This is a genomic window from Acinetobacter sp. YH18001 (assembly GCF_013416975.1).
Taxonomy (GTDB): Bacteria; Pseudomonadota; Gammaproteobacteria; order Pseudomonadales; family Moraxellaceae; genus Acinetobacter; species Acinetobacter pseudolwoffii.
This window is the reverse complement of the sequence record NZ_VPEU01000001.1, coordinates 27,075-45,761: the sequence shown is the minus strand read 5'-3', so window position 1 is coordinate 45,761 and position 18,687 is coordinate 27,075. Positions and strand designations below refer to the sequence as shown.

Here is an 18,687-nt window from a genome sequence, read left to right as displayed (position 1 = left end):
CTTACATTCTCATTGGGCCACGGCTATTGCCACCGCGTTTTGCTGCATCATTGGAGGTATCAGAACCATCGGCAATCACCACCTGATCACCACGTTTTAAACCTTTCAGCACTTGCGCAGTCGCGCGGTTATTCAAACCGATTAATACAGGGGTTGGTTTTGCAGTACCATCGGCTTGCAAGACACGAACCATGCCACGCTGTGCTTTACCTTGCTCAATCAGCGCAAGTTCTGCTTCAGACAGGTTTAGACGCGCTGGACGTTCACCGGCAGGGCGGTTGCCTTGAGCCGATTCAGCTTCAGAACGTGATGCCGGGCCGCCTTCACCGCGAGAACCCTCACCACGAGCTTCACCACGATTGGCACGTGGCGGACGGTTTGAACCTTGAATGGCTGCAGCAGGAATGGTCAGTACATTTTTGGCTTCATCCAGCACGATATAAACTTGCGCCGTCATATCAATACGCAATTTTCCATCTTCATTCGGGACATCAAATAAAGCGTTGTAATACACCGCAGAACTTGACGATGAACCAGATGTATTTGAATCGGTATTAATCGAATTGGGTGCAGGTTCAACCTGACGCAGTTTGGCGTAAATCTTTTTCTCGTTATTGCCCAGCGTGGTGAAATAAACGGTTTGGCCTTCTTCCACTTTCATCACATCTGCTTCAGAAATTTCAGCTTTGATGGTCATAGTGTCGAGCTTGGCCAGTTTCACAATGGTCGGTGCACTTTGATTGGCATTCACGGTTTGACCTTCTTCGGTCACAATCGCCACAATCGTGCCATCCATCGGTGCCACAATCTGGGTATAACCCAAGTCTTCTTTGGCAGTTGCCAAGGTCAGGCGCGACTGTTCGATCTGTGCATTGATTGCCGTGATATCGGCCTGAGCCGTTTTATAACTGGCAAATGCAGATTCCAGCTCTGAACGGGAAGTCGCATCCTGTGCATACATGGCTTTCTGACGATTGTATTCAGCTTCAACTTTGGCCAGATTCGCCTGTCTCACCGCAAGCTGTGCCATCTGGTTTTTAATGCTGGCTTCAGCAGTTTTTAAATCATTTTCCTGACGAACAGAATCAATTCGTGCAATCAGCTGACCCTGTTTAACCTGATCACCGAGTTCCACATACATTTGTCTCACTTGGCCAGAAACCTGGGCACCTACGCTGACCATTTTGGTGGCTTCTAAAATACCGGTCGCCAGTACAGAACTTTCAATATCACCCTGCGTCACTTCAGCAGTAATATACTGTGGCGGCTGTTCTTTAGGTTTGAGGAAATACCACCCCGCAGCGATTAACACAATGGCAATCACGGCGGCCATAATTAGTTTCGTCGGTTTTATTTTTGGCATATTGAGTACGAATTCGGATCAAAGATAGGGATTGATTATAAAAGCGAAATTGGGATAAATCGTGAATTTTTTGAATTATAATGAGAATTATTTTCTATTGGCTGATTTCTGAAAATATCGTCCATACAGACCATTTTAAAATGCTCCATGAATTGCTTGTTCTGACATTGATAACAGGATTTGACCCTCTATAGATAACATCGATCCTGTTTAAAAGATCATCAGGTGACTCTTGAATAAAATGATCACTGTCCCCAACAGTATTTTTTCAATCAAAGCGCTGCACAAATAAAATCGAGTGTGAATCAATAAAGACATAAGACCAAACATACTAGATTTGTTGTGTGATATTTGTTCTAAGGCTGTTTCTGGCTTAATTTTCCTCCCTTTAGTCCCAATAGTAAAAACCAGTTGAAAATTAAGTAGAAAAAAATTTTAAAAACCCATGTTTTATATATGGATTTAAATAAATAAAGCTTGTAAGATTTAATTCCATAAAAAAATTATGGTTTTACCACTTAACAAGAAAATGCACATTTATTGTGCAAAAATAATACAACTTTGCTCGCAACATTGATGAGGGTTTAACGATGGAATGGAATGAAAGCTATAATATTGGAATCGACGTAATCGATAATCAGCACCGTCAAATTTTAGATTATATAAATGCTTTGGAGCAGGTAAAAAGCACAGGAGATCGCGATCGAATCAAAGAGGTCTTGGAGGATTTAATCGATTATACCCAGTCACATTTCAGCTTTGAAGAAAACCTGCTGGAACAGGTCAGTTATCAATACCTACCTTCGCATCGCGGTATACATGAATTATTTGTGAAACGACTCAATGATTATCGTCTCAAGTTCGAGAAGGGAGAATCGATTGAAAATGATTTATATCGTTTATTGTCCAAATGGCTGATCAATCATATTCAACATGATGATCAGGACTATGTCGATGCAGTGCGCGATAATATGTTGAGTTATTTACGTGCTCAGGAAAGCAAAAAAGGCAAGGGCTGGTTTGCACGTTTCTTTGGTTAAGCACTCGGCGCTAAAAATAAGCGTTGACCGCACATTTCAGCAATGGCCTGTAAGATGAGATGTTCAGGGTTCTCTTTGGACATTCCTTTAATGGCTGCATCAATACGGATTAACAGCTGGGGCCAGCTCAAAAAGCGTTGGGGGCTGAGACGGCGTAAAGCTTGCTGATATAGCCCGACTTTGGTTTTCCAGATTCCAATTTGCAAGGCATTTTGCGGCTGTTCAAACAGTTGCATCAACAGACGCATTTCCTTGCTCAGGCTCCATAAGATCAGGCTCATCGGTTCACCTGAAGCGACCAGATACTGGAAAATCTTGATCGATTGCGAGAGATTGCCTTGCAGTAGGGCATCACTCAAATCATAGGTGCTATAGCGTGATTGATCCTGTAAGCAGGCATATAAATGATCAATCTGAATCACATCAACTTCTGCAAAGGTGTCACTGACCCGCATCAGGCTGTTTTTGGCTGCCAGCAAGTTGTGCTCATGATGCTGTTCCAGCCATTGCCAGGCATCATGGGCCAGTTTAATCCCCAGTTTCTCTGCTTCAACTGCCAAAATTTGCTGACGATCGCGTGGATAATTTGCAGTAAGCGCAACGCAGACACCATTGGCCTCAACCGTCTGGAAGAAGCTGGATTTGAGGCTGCTCGCATCTTGCTTGGGCATAACGACCAATAGCAGATTATCACTGTCTTGTTGTAAATAGCTTTTCAGCAGTTTGAGGCTACTGGCATCTGGTTTGATATTGCCATGCACTTCAACTGCCAGTTGGGTTGAGAACAATGACAAACTGTTCAATGCATTAAAGACATTTTTCCACTCAGAAACTGAACTGACATCATAACGTTGACGTTCGATATCTTTGGCTTGCCAATGTGCGCGAAAGGCATCGATCAGGTTTTGTTCTAGCAAAGGCTCTTGACCATGCAAGACCCAGGCACCGCGAGCTTCATCGACACGTTTTAGGGCTTGCAGATAGTCAAGTTTCATAAGGCGTTCTTATTGAGCAGGTTGCGCTGGGGTATTTTGTTTGGCCAAGGGGAGGCGGTTCGATGAAATCTGACGCGCGATCTGCTGTGCCACATCATCAATAATCACCTGATTCAAAAACTTTTGTTCCTGGTCATCAGTGTTGACTGTTTCAATGTCATATTGATAAGTACGCGTTGCCACCACAGTGCGTGGTTCGGTCACCGGATTGCCTTGCGCATCTTCAATGCGGAAGGTTACATTTAAACGCAGCAAGGTTTCTACCAGCTTGCCGTTTAATTCTAAGCGGCGCGGCGTGTAATCGAGAACACGCAATACATAAGCATTAGGTGCATTACTGAGTTGTACGCCTGCAGCACCGAGGTAAACTGCCAGCTTTTCTTGTAATTCTTCAGTATTGGGGGGTAAAGAAAGGCTCATAACCGAATAGGCAACAGGTGCCGAGCTTGGGTTGGTGCCTTTCAAATGGAAGCCACAACCGACTAAGCCTGCACTTAGACCACAAGTTAAAACAATTGCTGCTAAACGTTTGCCTAAATGCATGAGTATCCTCTTTTTCCCTCAGGGAAATATTTGAAATCCTGAACCGGATTGTAAAGTCAAAGCCCGCTGGTTGGCAACGGGCTTTGTGTTTTTTAAGCCTCCCTTTGGCAAAGGGAGGTTTGGAGGGATTATTTTTTAAAGTCCCTCTCCTGAGTGAGGTTTTAAAGCAGCGCTTTTAAAACTGAACGCAAGTGAGGGTTAGGGAGAGTGAATTATTCGCCCTCATCCCCTTGCAGAATTGTTTAAAGCAGTGCTTAAACAATTCCTCAGGATTTAAACCACCAAATTCACCAATTTATTCGGTACAACGATTTCTTTCTTAGTTGGACCTGTCAGGAATTGTTGAACTTCAGGCAATGCTTTGGCTTGCGCCAAGATGTCATCTTTTGATGCATCCACAGAAACTTCAAGTTTGCCACGAAGCTTACCGTTCACTTGTACCACAATGGTTTGCGTATTACGTGTCAGTGCAGACTCGTCTACAGCAGGGAATAGGGTTGAATTCAATTCAATCCCAAACTCAGCCAATAAAGTTTGGCTTAAGTGCGGTGCAAATGGAGCTAACAAAGTCAGAAGTGTAGTGATCGACTCACGTGCTACCGCAACGTCATTGTCATCTTTGGCTTCAAACTTATTGTTTGCGTTTAGCAATTCCATCATCGCGGCAATTGCAGTGTTAAATGCATGACGACGTTCGATGTCATCACCGACTTTCTGGATGGTTTCATGGGTTTTACGGCGTAAGTCTTGGGCAGCAGTAGAAAGTGCAGCTTTGTCGATATTTGATGCAGCATTACCTTTTTCAAGGAAACCTGTTGCCAAACGCCATACACGTTTCAAGAAACGGTTAGCACCTTCAACACCGGCATCCGACCATTCAAGCGATTGATCCGGTGGTGCTGCAAACATCATAAATACACGTGCGGTATCTGCACCGTATTGGTCGATAATGGATTGCGGGTCGATACCGTTATTTTTCGATTTCGACATTTTTTCCTGACCGCCAACCACAACCTCTTGACCATCGCCTGTGTATTTCGCAGATAGCACACGGCCTTTTTCATCTTTTTCCAGTTCGATATCCGCCGGGTTAAACCAGGTTTTTTTGCCAGAATTCGCTTCACGGTAGAAGGTATCTGCCAGTACCATACCTTGAGTTAAAAGGTTGGTGAATGGTTCATTGCCTTGGACTACACCTTCATCACGCATGAGTTTGTGGAAGAAGCGTGCGTATAACAAATGCAGAATCGCGTGTTCCACACCACCGATGTATTGGTTGACTGGCAGCCAGGTTTGACCTGCTTCTGGTTTTACCATGCCATCGGTAAAGTCAGGCGATGCATAACGTGCATAGTACCAAGATGATTCTACGAAGGTATCTAGCGTATCTGTTTCACGACGCGCGTCGCCACCACAGCTTGGGCATGACGTTTCATAGAACTCAGGCATCTTGTTCAATGGATTGCCTGAACCGTCTGGAACCACGTCAGTCGGAAGTACAACAGGAAGTTGCTCTTCAGGCACCGGCACTTGACCACATGATGGACAGTTAATCATTGGAATTGGACAACCCCAGTAACGCTGACGGGAAACACCCCAGTCACGTAAACGGAATTGAACTTTAGAGCTTGCCAGACCTGTTGGTTCTAGTTTGGCTAGGAATGCATCGTATGCACCCTGAAAATCTAGACCGTCAAACTCGCCTGAATTCACCAGTTTGCCTTCTTTCGAACCGTACCATTCTTGCCAATCTGTTGCAGAAAAGTCGCTATCGTCAGCGCCTTTGGCATCAATGACTTGTTTGATGCTTAAGCCATATTTATTGGCAAATTCGAAGTCACGCTCATCGTGTGATGGAACCGCCATCACCGCACCTGAACCGTAAGACATCAACACATAGTTGGCGATCCAGACCGGAACTTCTTCACCAGTCACAGGATGCTTAACAGACAGGCCTGTTGCCATACCTTTCTTCTCGGCAGTCGCAAGATCCGCTTCAGCAACTGAACCCATACGACATTCTTCAATAAATGCAGCAAGTTCAGGGTTGCCTGCTTCTGATTGGAGAGCAGCAGCTTTGAGTGCCATTGGGTGTTCTGCTGCAACAGCAACATAAGTCACGCCCATTAACGTGTCAGCACGTGTGGTAAAGACTGTTAAGCCTTCAGCGTAGATTTCTGGATTTGCTGAAGGGAAACTAATGTCCATCCCTTGTGAGCGACCAATCCAGTTACGTTGCATGGTTAGAACTTGTTGAGGCCAACCGTCTTTCAGCGTGTCTAGATCATCTAATAATTCTTGCGCATAATCGGTAATGCGGAAGTAGTACATTGGAATGTCACGTTTTTCAACCAATGCACCTGAACGCCAGCCGCGACCATTTTCAACCTGTTCGTTGGCAAGCACAGTCTGATCGACCGGATCCCAGTTTACAGTTGAAAGTTTACGGTAAATTAAGCCTTTTTTATAAAGCTGAACAAATAGCCATTGTTCCCAACGATAGTATTCAGGGGTACAGGTGGCAAATTCACGATCCCAATCGACAGCTAGACCCAATTTCTTTAATTGGTCACGCATGTAAGCGATATTTTCAAATGTCCATTTTGCCGGAGCAACCTGGTGTGCAATCGCTGCGTTTTCAGCAGGTAGACCGAAAGCATCCCAACCCATCGGTTGCAGGACCGTTTCACCTTTTAAGCGATGGAAACGGCTGATCACGTCACCAATCGTATAGTTACGCACATGACCCATATGCAGTTTGCCACTTGGGTAAGGGAACATCGAGAGAATATAACGACGTGGACCTTCTACTTTGTCGGCAACTTTAAAGGCTTTGCGAGATTCCCAATCCTGTTGGACTTGAGGCTCGATCGCACTGGCTTGATATTCGGAATCAATGTGAGTAGTCATAAACGTATCAGTGAATTACGGTGAAAAAAGTCTGTTGCACAGCATAGCGCAAAATGCACCTAAAAGTGAATTTTGCGCAGGCATTTCCCTAAGAAAAAATGATCAGTTCCATAGTGGAGGTCGCTTATAAAGCCACTGCGCGATTTTTCGATTGTTCTAAGGCTTCGTTGGCTTCACGTTGCTGCTGATCCTGATTCGCAGGAATTTGAGGCTGTTGCAGTCGTTCTTGAGTACTATTTTCTGTTTGCACTTCAGTTTCATTCGTTCTAGGCGGTGTCGGTGCCGAGTTTTTCCAGCCATAGGTATCGACAGTTGTGGCTTTTTTCGCTGTTTTCGGGGGCGGTGTTTTTGTATAGTGCGTGGTGCCCTTGGCATCGACCCATTTATAATACTGGATTGCTGAAGCACTACTGCTACAAATGCCCAGAGAAATTGCACAACTCAGACTTAAGGCAGTTAAAAAAGATATTTTCATTGTTTTTGAGCCTCTGTGTTCTAGCCATAAAATACTACAAAACATTGTAGTGATTTTCACAGTAAAAATAATGAATTTTTATCCGCTCTATTCATGATCACGGATCGAACAGCTTCTGCATCTCGTTTGTAGAAGTGGTGAGCAAATTTTCAGACACAAAATTTATTGATAAACAACTTCACTGGATTTATTAAAAATTCATTCATTTTTTTTATATAAGACATACTAAAAATTTATAAAATTAAATATATAAGTTTATGAATTTTATTAGATTAAATATTATTAGATTAATTCTTTATTACTATCCTTGCTCTAGATTGCTGTTAAAAACAGCAAATCAGGTATTTTAAAGCGCATATTGCCTGTTTTTTAAACTTGACTTTAAAGCCTGAAAACACAAGAATGCTGCAATAGTTTTATATGCCTTAATCGATCACCCTTCGACTAAGTGTCATTTCATGCAGTGGGCGATTTCTCTAGCCGAGAAATTGAACAAAGCTAAGCAAAATATGTTTATCCCAACATGTTTTAGGTCTTGTATTGCTCGAACAGCCAAGAGATCAGATTTTTTTCCTATTGCTATGAAAACTATGAAATTTGTGTGCTATAACAGTGCAGACAGTTAACAAATGAAACACTGCAAATGCCTCCCATTTGTGCAGTGTCATAATATTAGGGTGAATCACGTTGGAACTTCTATCTGGTGGTGAAATGCTTGTTCGCGCATTAGCGGACGAAGGCGTTGAACATGTTTTTGGATACCCAGGCGGCGCAGTTCTTCATATTTATGATGCGCTATTTCAACAAGACAAAATCAATCATTACCTCGTACGTCACGAACAAGCTGCCGGTCACATGGCGGATGCTTACTCACGCGTCACAGGTAAGACTGGTGTGGTGCTGGTGACCTCAGGTCCGGGTGCAACCAATACGGTAACGCCAATTGCAACGGCCTATATGGACTCAATCCCGATGGTGATTTTGTCAGGTCAGGTTGCGAGTCATCTGATTGGTGAAGATGCATTCCAGGAAACCGATATGGTCGGCATTTCACGTCCAATCGTGAAGCATAGTTTCCAGGTGCGTCATGCCAGCGAAATTCCTGCAATCATTAAAAAAGCATTCTATATCGCGTCATCTGGTCGTCCAGGCCCTGTCGTAATTGATATTCCTAAAGATGCGACCAATCCTGCAGAAAAATTTGCTTACGAATACCCGGAAAAAGTGAAGATGCGTTCGTATCAGCCACCGTTTCGTGGTCACTCAGGTCAAATTCGTAAAGCGATTGAAGAATTAGTCAATGCTAAGCGCCCAGTAATTTATTCGGGTGGTGGTGTGGTTCAAGGCAATGCATCTGCACAATTGACAGAGCTTGCGCATCTATTGGGCTATCCGGTAACCAATACCTTAATGGGCTTGGGCGCATTCCCGGGTGATGATGAACAGTTCATCGGTATGCTCGGTATGCACGGTACTTATGAAGCCAACATGACCATGCACAATGCAGATGTGATTCTGTGTGTAGGCGCGCGCTTCGATGACCGTGTCACCAACAATCCGGCAAAATTCTGTCCGAATGCCAAAGTGATTCATATTGACATCGACCCGGCGACGATTTCAAAAACCATTATGGCGCACATTCCAATTGTCGGTGCGGTAGAGCCGGTATTGACTGAAATGTTGAACCAGTTGAAACAGCTCAATGTTTCCAAGCCAAATCCTGAAGTGATTGCGGCATGGTGGTCTCAGATTAATGAATGGCGCAAAGTGCATGGCGGTCGTTATGCAGCAGGTGTTGATGGTGTGATGAAGCCACAACAAGTGGTTCAGGTATTGGATAAAGTGACCAATGGCGAAGCGATCATTACTTCGGACGTAGGCCAGCATCAAATGTTTGGTGCGATGTATTACAAATACAAGCGTCCGCGTCAATGGATCAACTCAGGTGGCCTAGGCACCATGGGTGTAGGTTTGCCTTATGCGATGGCTGCGAAGCTTGCCTTCCCGGATCAACAGGTGGTGTGTATTACGGGTGAAGCGTCGATTCAGATGTGTATCCAAGAGCTTTCGACCTGTAAGCAATATGGCTTGAACGTAAAAATCTTGTGCCTGAATAACCGTGCTTTAGGTATGGTGAAACAATGGCAGGACATGAATTACGAAGGTCGTCATTCTAGCTCTTATGTAGAGTCACTGCCTGACTTTGCCAAGTTGATGGAAGCGTATGGTCACGTCGGTATTCAGATTGATCATGCCGATGAGCTTGAGTCGAAACTTGCAGAAGCGATGGCGATTAACGACAAGTGCGTATTTATTAACGTCATGGTTGATCGTACTGAGCATGTTTATCCGATGTTGATTGCAGGTCAATCGATGCAAGATATGTGGTTAGCAAAAGGGGAGCGCACAGCATGAGACATATCATCTCTGTACTTGTTGAAAACGAAGCAGGTGCGCTTTCCCGTTTAGTGGGCTTATTCTCTCAGCGTGGCTACAACATCGAAACATTAAACGTTGCGCCAACTGAAGATCCAACACTTTCTCGTTTGACTTTGACCACTTATGGCGATGATCACAAGATTGAGCAAATCACCAAGCAACTCAACAAGCTTGTTGAAGTAGTGAAAGTGGTTGACCTGTCTGAAGGTGCGCACATTGAGCGTGAACTGATGCTGATCAAAGTCAAAGCATTGGGTTCATCTCGCGACGAAATTAAGCGTACCGCAGATATTTTCCGTGGTCAGATTGTCGATGTAACACCAACGACTTATACCATTCAAATTGCAGGTACGACTGAAAAAGTTGATGCGTTTATTGATGCACTTGCAGAACACACCATTTTAGAAGTGGTGCGTTCAGGCGTTTCAGGTATTGCGCGCGGCGAAAAAGTTTTAACCATCTAATTTAAATATTTCCTCATCCTAATAAGAAGGGGGTATCAGGCAATGTAAATACAAGGGTCATTGCCTGATTTAAACAGACAAACAAGCATTAAGCGGAGACAGCAATGCAAATTTTTTACGATAAAGACACTGACTTATCTATCATCCAATCTAAGAAAGTAGCGATCATTGGTTACGGTTCACAAGGTCACGCGCATGCGCTTAACCTGAAAGATTCTGGCGTTGATGTCACTGTAGGTTTACGTGCGAACTCTACTTCTTGGAAAAAAGCTGAAAATTCAGGTCTTAAAGTTGCTGAAGTTGCTGCTGCTGTAGCGCAAGCGGACGTAGTCATGATCTTGACGCCAGACGAATTCCAATCTCAACTTTATCGTGACGAGATTGAGCCAAACATCAAGCAAGGTGCTACTTTAGCGTTTGCTCACGGTTTCTCGATTCTTTACAACCAAGTTGTTCCACGTGCTGACCTTGACGTAATCATGGTTGCGCCTAAAGCACCTGGTCACACAGTACGTTCTGAATACCAGCGTGGTTCAGGTGTTCCTGATTTAATCGCAATTCACCAGGATGCATCTGGTAACGCGCGTAACGTTGCACTTTCTTATGCTTCAGGCGTAGGTGGCGGCCGTACTGGTATTATCGAAACTTCATTCCGTGAAGAAACTGAAACTGACCTTTTCGGTGAGCAAGCAGTTCTTTGTGGTGGTGCAGTTGAGCTGGTTAAAATGGGCTTCGAAACTTTGGTTGAAGCTGGTTATGCGCCTGAAATGGCGTACTTCGAATGTCTACACGAGCTTAAATTGATCGTTGACTTGATGTTCGAAGGCGGTATCGCGGATATGAACTACTCAGTATCGAACAACGCTGAATATGGTGAATATGTAACGGGTACTGAAGTAATTAACGAGCAGTCTCGTGAAGCGATGCGTAATGCACTTAAACGTATTCAATCTGGCGAATACGCGAAGATGTTCATTCAAGAAGGTGCGTTGAACTACCCATCTATGACTGCTCGTCGTCGTCAAAACGCTGCTCACGGTATTGAAGTAACGGGTAACAAACTTCGCGCGATGATGCCTTGGATTCAAGCAAATAAAATTGTTGATAAAGAGAAAAACTAATTTCTCGAATCAATTGATTTGAATGCGAAGACCCACTCATTTTGAGTGGGTTTTTTATTTTTGGTGTTACGTGCCTCAAGAAGAATAAAGCAGTGCTTTATTTTTTTCGTACCATGGATTCAAGTAAACAAAATCGTTGATAAGGAAAAGAATTAATACTCCTTTTGGTTGAATTTTATGCTATAAAGGCCTCGTTATTATGGGGTTTTTTATTGGAAAATGCATGAAAGTTAAATGCTTAGGATTTGAGATTAGTACAGAAAAGAATCTAATAAATATTAATGATTTTATTGAGAGCAATTTAGTTTTTTGAGATAAAAGATATTTTTAAGCGTGATGTATTTATTGATTGTAATGACCCTAATTACTACAAAGGATTAATTCTAACTATTAAAGATCAAAAAGCTTTTACAGCCAAAATGATATTCAATTCAGAAGGCTTATTTTGGGTTGCATAGCACCCATTATTAAGTTTTTGCTACTTCATCAAACAGTCACACAGAACACCTATGCTTTGCTTAAAACATAAATAAGTAAGATAGGTGCGACATGAATCAGCCCTACAGCCAAGCCTTAACAAAACAACAAGCACTCCTTGATGGCTTTCAATTTGACTTAAAACAGCAACGTCTGAAAAGTCCTCAAAAATCATCTGCGCTTGCAGATTTGGTACGCCCCCGCTTAAAAATTGCCATAGTGACCGAAACATGGCCACCTGAAATTAATGGGGTAGCAAATTCATTGTTACAACTCTGCAAAGGGCTGAAAAAACAGGGGCATAAAATTTTATTGATTCGACCCGAGCAAAAAGGCATCTGTGCTGAATTTCAACCCTATCGGGAATGTTTGGTTAAAGCACAGCGTATTCCCAAATATTCAGGCTTACAGTTCGGTTGGCCGCAGTTTCTAAAGGTTCGCCATGCGGTAGAAGCCTTTGCACCCGATGTAGTGCATATCGTCACAGAAGGCCCATTAGGGCTTGCCGCGCAGCAAACTGCAAGATTCCTTGAAATTCCTGTATCGAGCGGTTTTCATTCACCATTTCAGGAATTTAGCCGTTTCTTTGATTTGGCATTTTTGGTTAAACCTATTCAGCATTATCTCAAATGGTTTCATAATCATACCGCAATTACCTGTGTACCGAGTCGTGAGACTGCCGAAGCACTCCGCAAATTTGGAGTGACGTGTCCACTGGTTGTGGTGGGACGAGGGGTAGATACACAAGCCTTTTCACCTAAATGGCGTTCTGATTCCCTACGCCAGAGCTGGGGAGCTTCCAAAGAGACCCGTGTCATGTTGTATGTCGGGCGTTTATCGCCTGAAAAAGAAATACCAGTGGTGATTCAGGCATATTTCACATTGCGTCATATGCATTGTCAGGATGTGCGTCTGGTGGTGGTCGGAGATGGTCCAGACCGACAGCGCTTAGAGCAGTTGAATCATGATGCTTCGATTGTGTTTACCGGGAGTTTGCGTGGTCAACAGCTTGCTGAAGCCTATGCCAGTGCCGATGTGTTTTGCTTTGCGAGTCAGGTTGAAACCTTTGGCAATGTGGTATTGGAGGCGATGGCCAGTGGACTACCGGTTATTGCTTATGATTATGCTTGTGCACATCTACATGTACAACACGACCGAACAGGCTGGCTCAGCTCACTGGGTCTACAAGAAGATTTAACAGCCAATATCTTAAAGTTACCAGATTATCACACACTTAGAAGAATGGGTGTGTATGCTTCACACTGTGCACAGAAGGTCGGATGGCAACATCCTGTAGAGCAGTTTGAACAGGTTCTGTATTCAATCACAAGGCAAAATAAATGACCTAATTAAAACAAGAGCGGGAGCAACATGATGAAAATCCACAATGCCAAACTCAAATTTTTAGAAATAGATTTAAAAGGCTGTGTCTACCTCAATCATCTCTCCCACTCAAATCGAATCGCTGCTTTTTTTAAAATCATTAGCCGTTTGGGGGATGGCGTGTTTTGGTATGTGATGTGTTTTGCCGCATGGGGATTTCGTGGCTTGGAATATGGGCTACAGATGCTCTATATCATTTTGGGCGGAACGTTCGGCACGCTGATTTATAAAATTCTCAAAACAAAAACTGTACGTCCAAGACCTTATCAGGTGCATCAGGTGATTCGACTGGGTGAGCGGCCGCTGGATCATTTTAGTTTTCCGTCTGGACATACCTTGCATGCGGTAATGGCAACCACGCTCTTGGGTTATGTTGCACCGCTATTATTGCTGTTGATGCTCCCTTTTACGCTGCTGGTGGCTTTATCGCGCATGATTCTGGGATTGCATTATCCAAGTGATGTCGCGGTTGGGGCAATGATCGGAGGCATGATGGCCGTGGTCATTGTGCTGAGCGCACCTTATCTCAATATTATGTTGTAAAAAATAAGTGAAAACTGGGGCGAAAGCTCGCAGATTTTTATAAATTTGCTAAAGTACAGCATTAAAGCAAATATGGTGAGAAATAGAGATGGGTTTACGTTGGACTGATACCCTCGATATCGCGATTGAACTCTACGAAGCGCATCCGGATGTGGACCCGCAGTGGATTCGTTTTACTGATTTACACGCCTGGGTATGTGCCTTGCCTGAGTTTGCAGATGACCCGACTAAATCCACAGAAGGTCTGCTGGAAGCGATTCAAATGGCATGGATTGACGAAGCGCGTTAAGTGCCCGATTGAAAAAAGCATATTTTTACAGTGTAAAAGCAGAAAAGTGCGCATTATCTCGGTATAATGCGCCAAATTTTCATGTCAACAATTGACTTAAGGAGCCTATCATGGCTATCGAACGTACTTTATCTATCGTAAAACCAGACGCAGTTGCTAAAAACCACATCGGCGACATCTTTGCTCGTTTCGAGAAAGCTGGTCTTCAAATTGTTGCAACTAAAATGAAACACTTGACTCAAGCTGAAGCTGAAGGCTTCTACGCTGAGCACAAAGAACGTGGTTTCTTTGCTGATCTTGTTGCTTTCATGACTTCTGGTCCAGTGGTTGTTTCAGTTCTTGAAGGTGAAAACGCTGTTCTTGCTCACCGTGACATCCTTGGCGCGACGAATCCTAAAGAAGCTGCTCCTGGTACAATCCGTGCAGATTTCGCTGTAAGCATCGACGAAAATGCTGCTCACGGTTCTGACTCTGTAGCATCAGCTGACCGTGAAGTTAACTACTTCTTCGCTCAAACTGAGATTGCTCCACGTACTCGTTAATTCGCAGTATTCAAACCAGATAAGTGTTATTATACTTATCTGGTTTTTTTATTCTTTGAATAATTCTTTGCTCACATATTGAGCTTCTCCTTTGATCTTTAGACATGGTTTAGGTAATACACATGAGTACTGAAGTCGTCGCTGTATCTGCAGTTTCAGCTGCACAGCAACCATCTCCGTCCACTCCCACACAGCAGAATGCTGTGGAAAAAGTGAACCTACTCGGCATGTCTCGTCCGCAAATGGAGCAATTCTTTGAGGATATGGGGGAGAAGAAGTTTCGTGCCGGGCAGGTAATGAAATGGATTCACCAATTTTTCGTGACTGATTTTGCCGAGATGACCAATATCTCGGGCAAACTGCGTGAAAAACTGGAACGTATTTGTGAAATTAAAGCGCCCGAAGTGGTGCATAAAAATTATTCTAAAGACGGTACCCGTAAATGGGTCTTCCGTGTCGGTGATGGTGACGGCTCTCTTGTCGAAACTGTATTGATTCCAGCAGAACATCGTAGCGGCCTACGTCGTACCTTGTGTATTTCGTCTCAAGTGGGCTGCGCACTGGACTGTTCATTCTGTTCAACCGGTAAACAGGGTTTTCAGCGCGATTTAGATCAGTCAGAAATCATTGGTCAGTTGTGGGTGGCGAACTATTCCTATATGGAAGATGTGCCTGTGGCAGATCGTGAACGTTCAGTCACGAATGTGGTCATGATGGGCATGGGCGAACCACTGCTTAACTACGATGCCGTACTCAATTCCATGCGCATTATGCTGGACGACTTTGCTTATGGCATGTCGAAACGTCGCGTGACCTTATCGACATCAGGTGTGGTGCCAAAAATCGATCAAATGGTCAAAGACATTGATGTTGCACTGGCAATTTCATTGCACGCACCAAATGACGAACTGCGTAATGAACTGGTGCCAATCAACAAGAAATATCCTTTAGAACAACTGATTGCGGCGTGTCAGCGTTATATTGCCAAAGATGGTAATGAAAGTTCACGTAAACACGTCACCATTGAATATGTGATGCTGGATGGTGTGAATGATCATCCTGAACATGCACAGCAAATGATTAAGCTGCTGAAGAACTTGCCGAGCAAGATTAATTTGATTCCATTCAACCCTTTCCCGCACGCGCCTTATGGGCGTTCAAGCCGTAACCGCATTATTTCTTTCCAAAAAACTTTGTCTGATGCCGGTTTTGTGTGTACGATTCGTCAGACACGCGGTGATGATATTGATGCGGCGTGTGGACAGCTTGTAGGTCAAGTGGCTGATCGTACCCGTCGTGCGGAACAGTGGAAAAAGAAAATTGCGCAGTCAAATGAGATTATGCGTTCACAAGGATAATAAGAGGTCGCCAGTTGAGAAATCTAACATCTAAAATTGCTTTGATTTCAACAGTATGTGTGTCTTTAGCTTTGGTTGCATGTCAAACGCCAGATTTGGGTCAGAAAGATCCTGAAAAAGCCACCAAAGTCCGTACCCAATTGGCGGCAGAATATTTAAGAACAGGTGATCTGGATGCAGCCAAACGTGCGCTGGATCAGGCACTTGAAACGACTCCGCGTGATTCGCAAGCGAATATGATGATGGGCGTGCTACTGCAACAGGAAGGTAGTCAGCTCAATCTTGAGAAAGCAGATGCTTATTTCAAGCGTGCGATTTCGGCAGATCCGAAAAATGCACAGGCACGCAACAACTATGGCACGTATTTATATCAGCTAGAACGCTATAATGATGCGATCGAGCAGTTTAACATTGCCGGTGCAACTTTAGGTTATGATCAGCGTTTCCGTGCACTGGAAAATATGGGACGTATTTACCTGAAAATGGGCGATGTGGTGAATGCTGAAAAATCATTCAAACAGGCGCTTCAGGCGAATCGCGATTCATATATATCAATGTTAGAGTTGTCAGAAATTTTTTATTTAAACCAGCAGTTCCCGGCAGCGACACAACTGTATCAACAGTTTGCGCGTGGTGTGGGACAGAAAAATCAGGGTGCCCGTGCGCTCTGGGTTGGCATTCGCACTGCGCGTGCCAGTGGTGATCAGTTGGGGATGCAGGTATTGGTGAACCAGTTACGTGCATTGTTTCCTGAAAGCCAGGAATACCAACGTTATTTGCAATTACAGTACAGTACTGAGGCCGTATGGAAGTAAATCCTAATTCACCTTCGAATCATTCGAGCGTAGCTCCAAATGCGTTAGGAAATATTCAACGTCCGGGCGAGTACTTGCGCCAGATTCGTCTCAATCAGCAACGTGATCTGGAAGATGTAGCCAAAGAGCTGAATATTCCGGTTAAAACCCTGACTGCACTTGAGCAGGATGAATATAAGTCTTTGCCTGAGGCGACTTTTATCAAAGGCTATTACCGGATCTATGCCAAACTTTTGGGTGTAGATGCGTCGACTATTATTCAGCGTTTTGATGAAATTTATACCAATGATACGGGTTTGTTGCCCAATCATGCGCTGAATAATTCCCCCATCAAAATTATGGGGAAATTGCCAGGTTCCAAGCGTGACCGTAACCGTAAATGGTTAAAGCGCATTTTTATTACGCTGGTCTTGCTGCTAATTTTGGGCGCACTGTTTGCCATGGTTCAGAACTGGTCGAGCAGTAGTTCGCAAAATAGCAGTGAAGTTTCTGGAGTCGGTGCTTCCAATATCGAGATTCTGAATCTGGATGCAGGCGCCGCACTGTCTGGCGACCAGCTAAAACTCGATTTTAACCGTCCGACCTCTGTGCATATCGTCGATTCAGCCGGTAACGTTTTAGCGACTGGCCGTCAGGCATCGAGTTTGCAACTCAATGGTGAAGCGCCATTCCAGATTCGTCTTGATGATGCGGCAGCTGTATCACTCAGCCTGAATAATGAAAATATTTCATTGTCACCTTATACCGTAAACGGAAAAGCAGAATTCCGTTTGTCACCTTAACAGATCAAGAGTAGAGCAAAACCATGATCGTAAATCCAATTAAACGTCGTCCAACACGTAAAATTCGTGTCGGTTCAGTTTATGTGGGTGGTGATGCACCAATCAGTATCCAGTCTATGACCAATACTGAAACCTGTGATGTGGCAGCCACGGTTGCACAGATTCAGCGCTGTGTCGATGCCGGTGCAGACATCATGCGGGTTTCTGTGCCTACGATGGAAGCGGCGGCAGCCTTTGGTGAAATTCGTAAGCAGGTGAATGTGCCTTTGGTGGCGGATATTCACTTCGACTATAAAATTGCTTTGGCAGTTGCGGACTTCGGTGCAGACTGTTTGCGGATTAACCCGGGCAATATCGGCTCAGAAGCAAAGATTCGTGAAGTGGTGGCAGCAGCACGTCATAATGATATTTCAATGCGGATTGGTGTCAATGCCGGTTCACTCGAAAAAGACATTCAAAAGAAATATGGCGAGCCGACAGGCGCAGCATTGCTTGAATCTGCGATGCGTCATATCGACATTTTAGACCGTCTGGATTTTCAGGAATTTAAAATTTCAGTTAAAGCATCCAATGTGTTCCTGACCATGGATGCGTACCGTTTGCTGTCACAGCAAATTGATAATCCGCTGCATTTGGGTGTAACCGAAGCCGGTATTTACCGTACAGGTTCGGTTAAATCTGCAATCGCTCTGGGTGGTTTGCTGATGGAAGGCATTGGCGATACCATGCGTATTTCGCTTGCTGCCGAGCCTGAAGAAGAAATTAAAATCGGTTTTGATATTCTAAAATCGCTGGGTCTGCGTTCTAACGGCATTAATTTTATTGCCTGCCCAAGCTGTTCACGTCAGGAATTTAATGTGATTTCAGTGATGCAACAACTGGAAGAGCGTCTGGAAGATATCCGTACCCCGATGGATGTCTCGGTGATTGGCTGTAAAGTAAATGGGCCGGGCGAGGCTAAAGAAGCCGATATCGGTGTCGTAGGTGCAGCGCCACGTTCACTGGTGTATCGTAATGGTGAAAAGAGCCATCTAATTGATACCAATCAACTGGTTGATGAGATCGAAAATATGGTTCGTCAACGTGTTACCGAGCTTGAAGAAGCTAAATCTAAAGAAATTATTCGTACAAGTTTTTCTGAGTAGATC

The 18,687-nt window shown here is 44.1% G+C and carries 17 protein-coding genes; 12 read left to right on the top strand and 5 right to left on the bottom strand.

The genetic code is table 11. The features are described from left to right. Position 1 precedes the first annotated feature (1 nt). Positions 2-1,363, bottom strand: a complete 1,362-nt coding sequence (locus FTV48_RS00235; protein ID WP_179999058.1) for a MacA family efflux pump subunit — start codon at positions 1,361-1,363, stop codon at positions 2-4. Positions 1,364-1,953: 590 nt separating this feature from the next. Here FTV48_RS00235 and FTV48_RS00230 point away from each other — a divergent pair. Then, positions 1,954-2,403: a bacteriohemerythrin gene (locus FTV48_RS00230; RefSeq protein WP_005172715.1), complete on the top strand. Its 450-nt coding sequence runs from the start codon at positions 1,954-1,956 to the stop codon at positions 2,401-2,403. Here FTV48_RS00230 and holA read toward each other — a convergent pair. The 4 genes from holA to FTV48_RS00210 all read right to left on the bottom strand — a co-directional run bounded on the left by holA (position 2,400) and on the right by FTV48_RS00210 (position 7,326). Continuing rightward, a complete protein-coding gene (holA, locus tag FTV48_RS00225) occupies positions 2,400-3,398 on the bottom strand; it encodes a DNA polymerase III subunit delta (protein WP_005095645.1) in 999 nt (332 codons plus the stop codon). The two genes, FTV48_RS00230 and holA, sit on opposite strands and share 4 nt — an antisense overlap. A 9-nt stretch (positions 3,399-3,407) precedes the next feature. Next, on the bottom strand, positions 3,408-3,941 hold the full coding sequence (locus FTV48_RS00220) for a hypothetical protein (protein ID WP_005095647.1): 534 nt from the start codon (positions 3,939-3,941) through the stop codon (positions 3,408-3,410). Positions 3,942-4,214: 273 nt separating this feature from the next. Beyond that, positions 4,215-6,851: a leucine--tRNA ligase gene (leuS, locus tag FTV48_RS00215; RefSeq protein ID WP_179999056.1), complete on the bottom strand. Its 2,637-nt coding sequence runs from the start codon at positions 6,849-6,851 to the stop codon at positions 4,215-4,217. 124 nt (positions 6,852-6,975) lie between these two features. Next, positions 6,976-7,326 carry a DUF4124 domain-containing protein gene (locus tag FTV48_RS00210; protein ID WP_179999055.1) on the bottom strand — a complete coding sequence of 117 codons (351 nt, stop codon included), beginning with the start codon at positions 7,324-7,326 and terminating at the stop codon, positions 6,976-6,978. Between the two features lie 687 nt (positions 7,327-8,013). On the opposite strand from FTV48_RS00210, the gene FTV48_RS00205 reads away from it, so the two are divergent. The 11 genes from FTV48_RS00205 (at position 8,014) to ispG (ending at position 18,684) form a co-directional block, all read left to right on the top strand. Further along, positions 8,014-9,741 carry an acetolactate synthase 3 large subunit gene (locus FTV48_RS00205; protein ID WP_034608751.1) on the top strand — a complete coding sequence of 576 codons (1,728 nt, stop codon included), beginning with the start codon at positions 8,014-8,016 and terminating at the stop codon, positions 9,739-9,741. Next, on the top strand, positions 9,738-10,229 hold the full coding sequence (ilvN, locus tag FTV48_RS00200) for an acetolactate synthase small subunit (RefSeq protein WP_004813125.1): 492 nt from the start codon (positions 9,738-9,740) through the stop codon (positions 10,227-10,229). The genes FTV48_RS00205 and ilvN overlap by 4 nt, the downstream gene beginning before the upstream one ends. A 104-nt stretch (positions 10,230-10,333) precedes the next feature. Next, positions 10,334-11,350: a ketol-acid reductoisomerase gene (gene ilvC / locus FTV48_RS00195; RefSeq protein WP_005172704.1), complete on the top strand. Its 1,017-nt coding sequence runs from the start codon at positions 10,334-10,336 to the stop codon at positions 11,348-11,350. A gap of 549 nt (positions 11,351-11,899) precedes the next feature. After that, on the top strand, positions 11,900-13,171 hold the full coding sequence (locus tag FTV48_RS00190; RefSeq protein ID WP_100357514.1) for a glycosyltransferase family 1 protein: 1,272 nt from the start codon (positions 11,900-11,902) through the stop codon (positions 13,169-13,171). A gap of 30 nt (positions 13,172-13,201) precedes the next feature. After that, a complete protein-coding gene (locus FTV48_RS00185) occupies positions 13,202-13,753 on the top strand; it encodes a phosphatase PAP2 family protein (RefSeq protein WP_179999129.1) in 552 nt (183 codons plus the stop codon). 88 nt (positions 13,754-13,841) lie between these two features. Beyond that, on the top strand, positions 13,842-14,042 hold the full coding sequence (gene iscX, locus FTV48_RS00180) for a Fe-S cluster assembly protein IscX (RefSeq protein ID WP_005172695.1): 201 nt from the start codon (positions 13,842-13,844) through the stop codon (positions 14,040-14,042). A 110-nt stretch (positions 14,043-14,152) separates the two neighbouring features. Continuing rightward, positions 14,153-14,584, top strand: a complete 432-nt coding sequence (gene ndk, locus FTV48_RS00175; protein ID WP_004647460.1) for a nucleoside-diphosphate kinase — start codon at positions 14,153-14,155, stop codon at positions 14,582-14,584. 122 nt (positions 14,585-14,706) lie between these two features. Further along, the gene (gene rlmN / locus FTV48_RS00170) at positions 14,707-15,942 is read left to right on the top strand and encodes a 23S rRNA (adenine(2503)-C(2))-methyltransferase RlmN (RefSeq protein WP_159138485.1); all 1,236 of its coding nucleotides are present in this window, start codon (positions 14,707-14,709) and stop codon (positions 15,940-15,942) included. Between the two features lie 14 nt (positions 15,943-15,956). Continuing rightward, positions 15,957-16,757 carry a type IV pilus biogenesis/stability protein PilW gene (gene pilW / locus FTV48_RS00165; protein WP_005172689.1) on the top strand — a complete coding sequence of 267 codons (801 nt, stop codon included), beginning with the start codon at positions 15,957-15,959 and terminating at the stop codon, positions 16,755-16,757. Continuing rightward, a complete protein-coding gene (locus tag FTV48_RS00160; RefSeq protein WP_179999053.1) occupies positions 16,748-17,539 on the top strand; it encodes a helix-turn-helix domain-containing protein in 792 nt (263 codons plus the stop codon). The genes pilW and FTV48_RS00160 overlap by 10 nt, the downstream gene beginning before the upstream one ends. Positions 17,540-17,562: 23 nt before the next feature. Then, on the top strand, positions 17,563-18,684 hold the full coding sequence (gene ispG / locus FTV48_RS00155; RefSeq protein WP_005172685.1) for a flavodoxin-dependent (E)-4-hydroxy-3-methylbut-2-enyl-diphosphate synthase: 1,122 nt from the start codon (positions 17,563-17,565) through the stop codon (positions 18,682-18,684). Positions 18,685-18,687 lie beyond the last annotated feature (3 nt).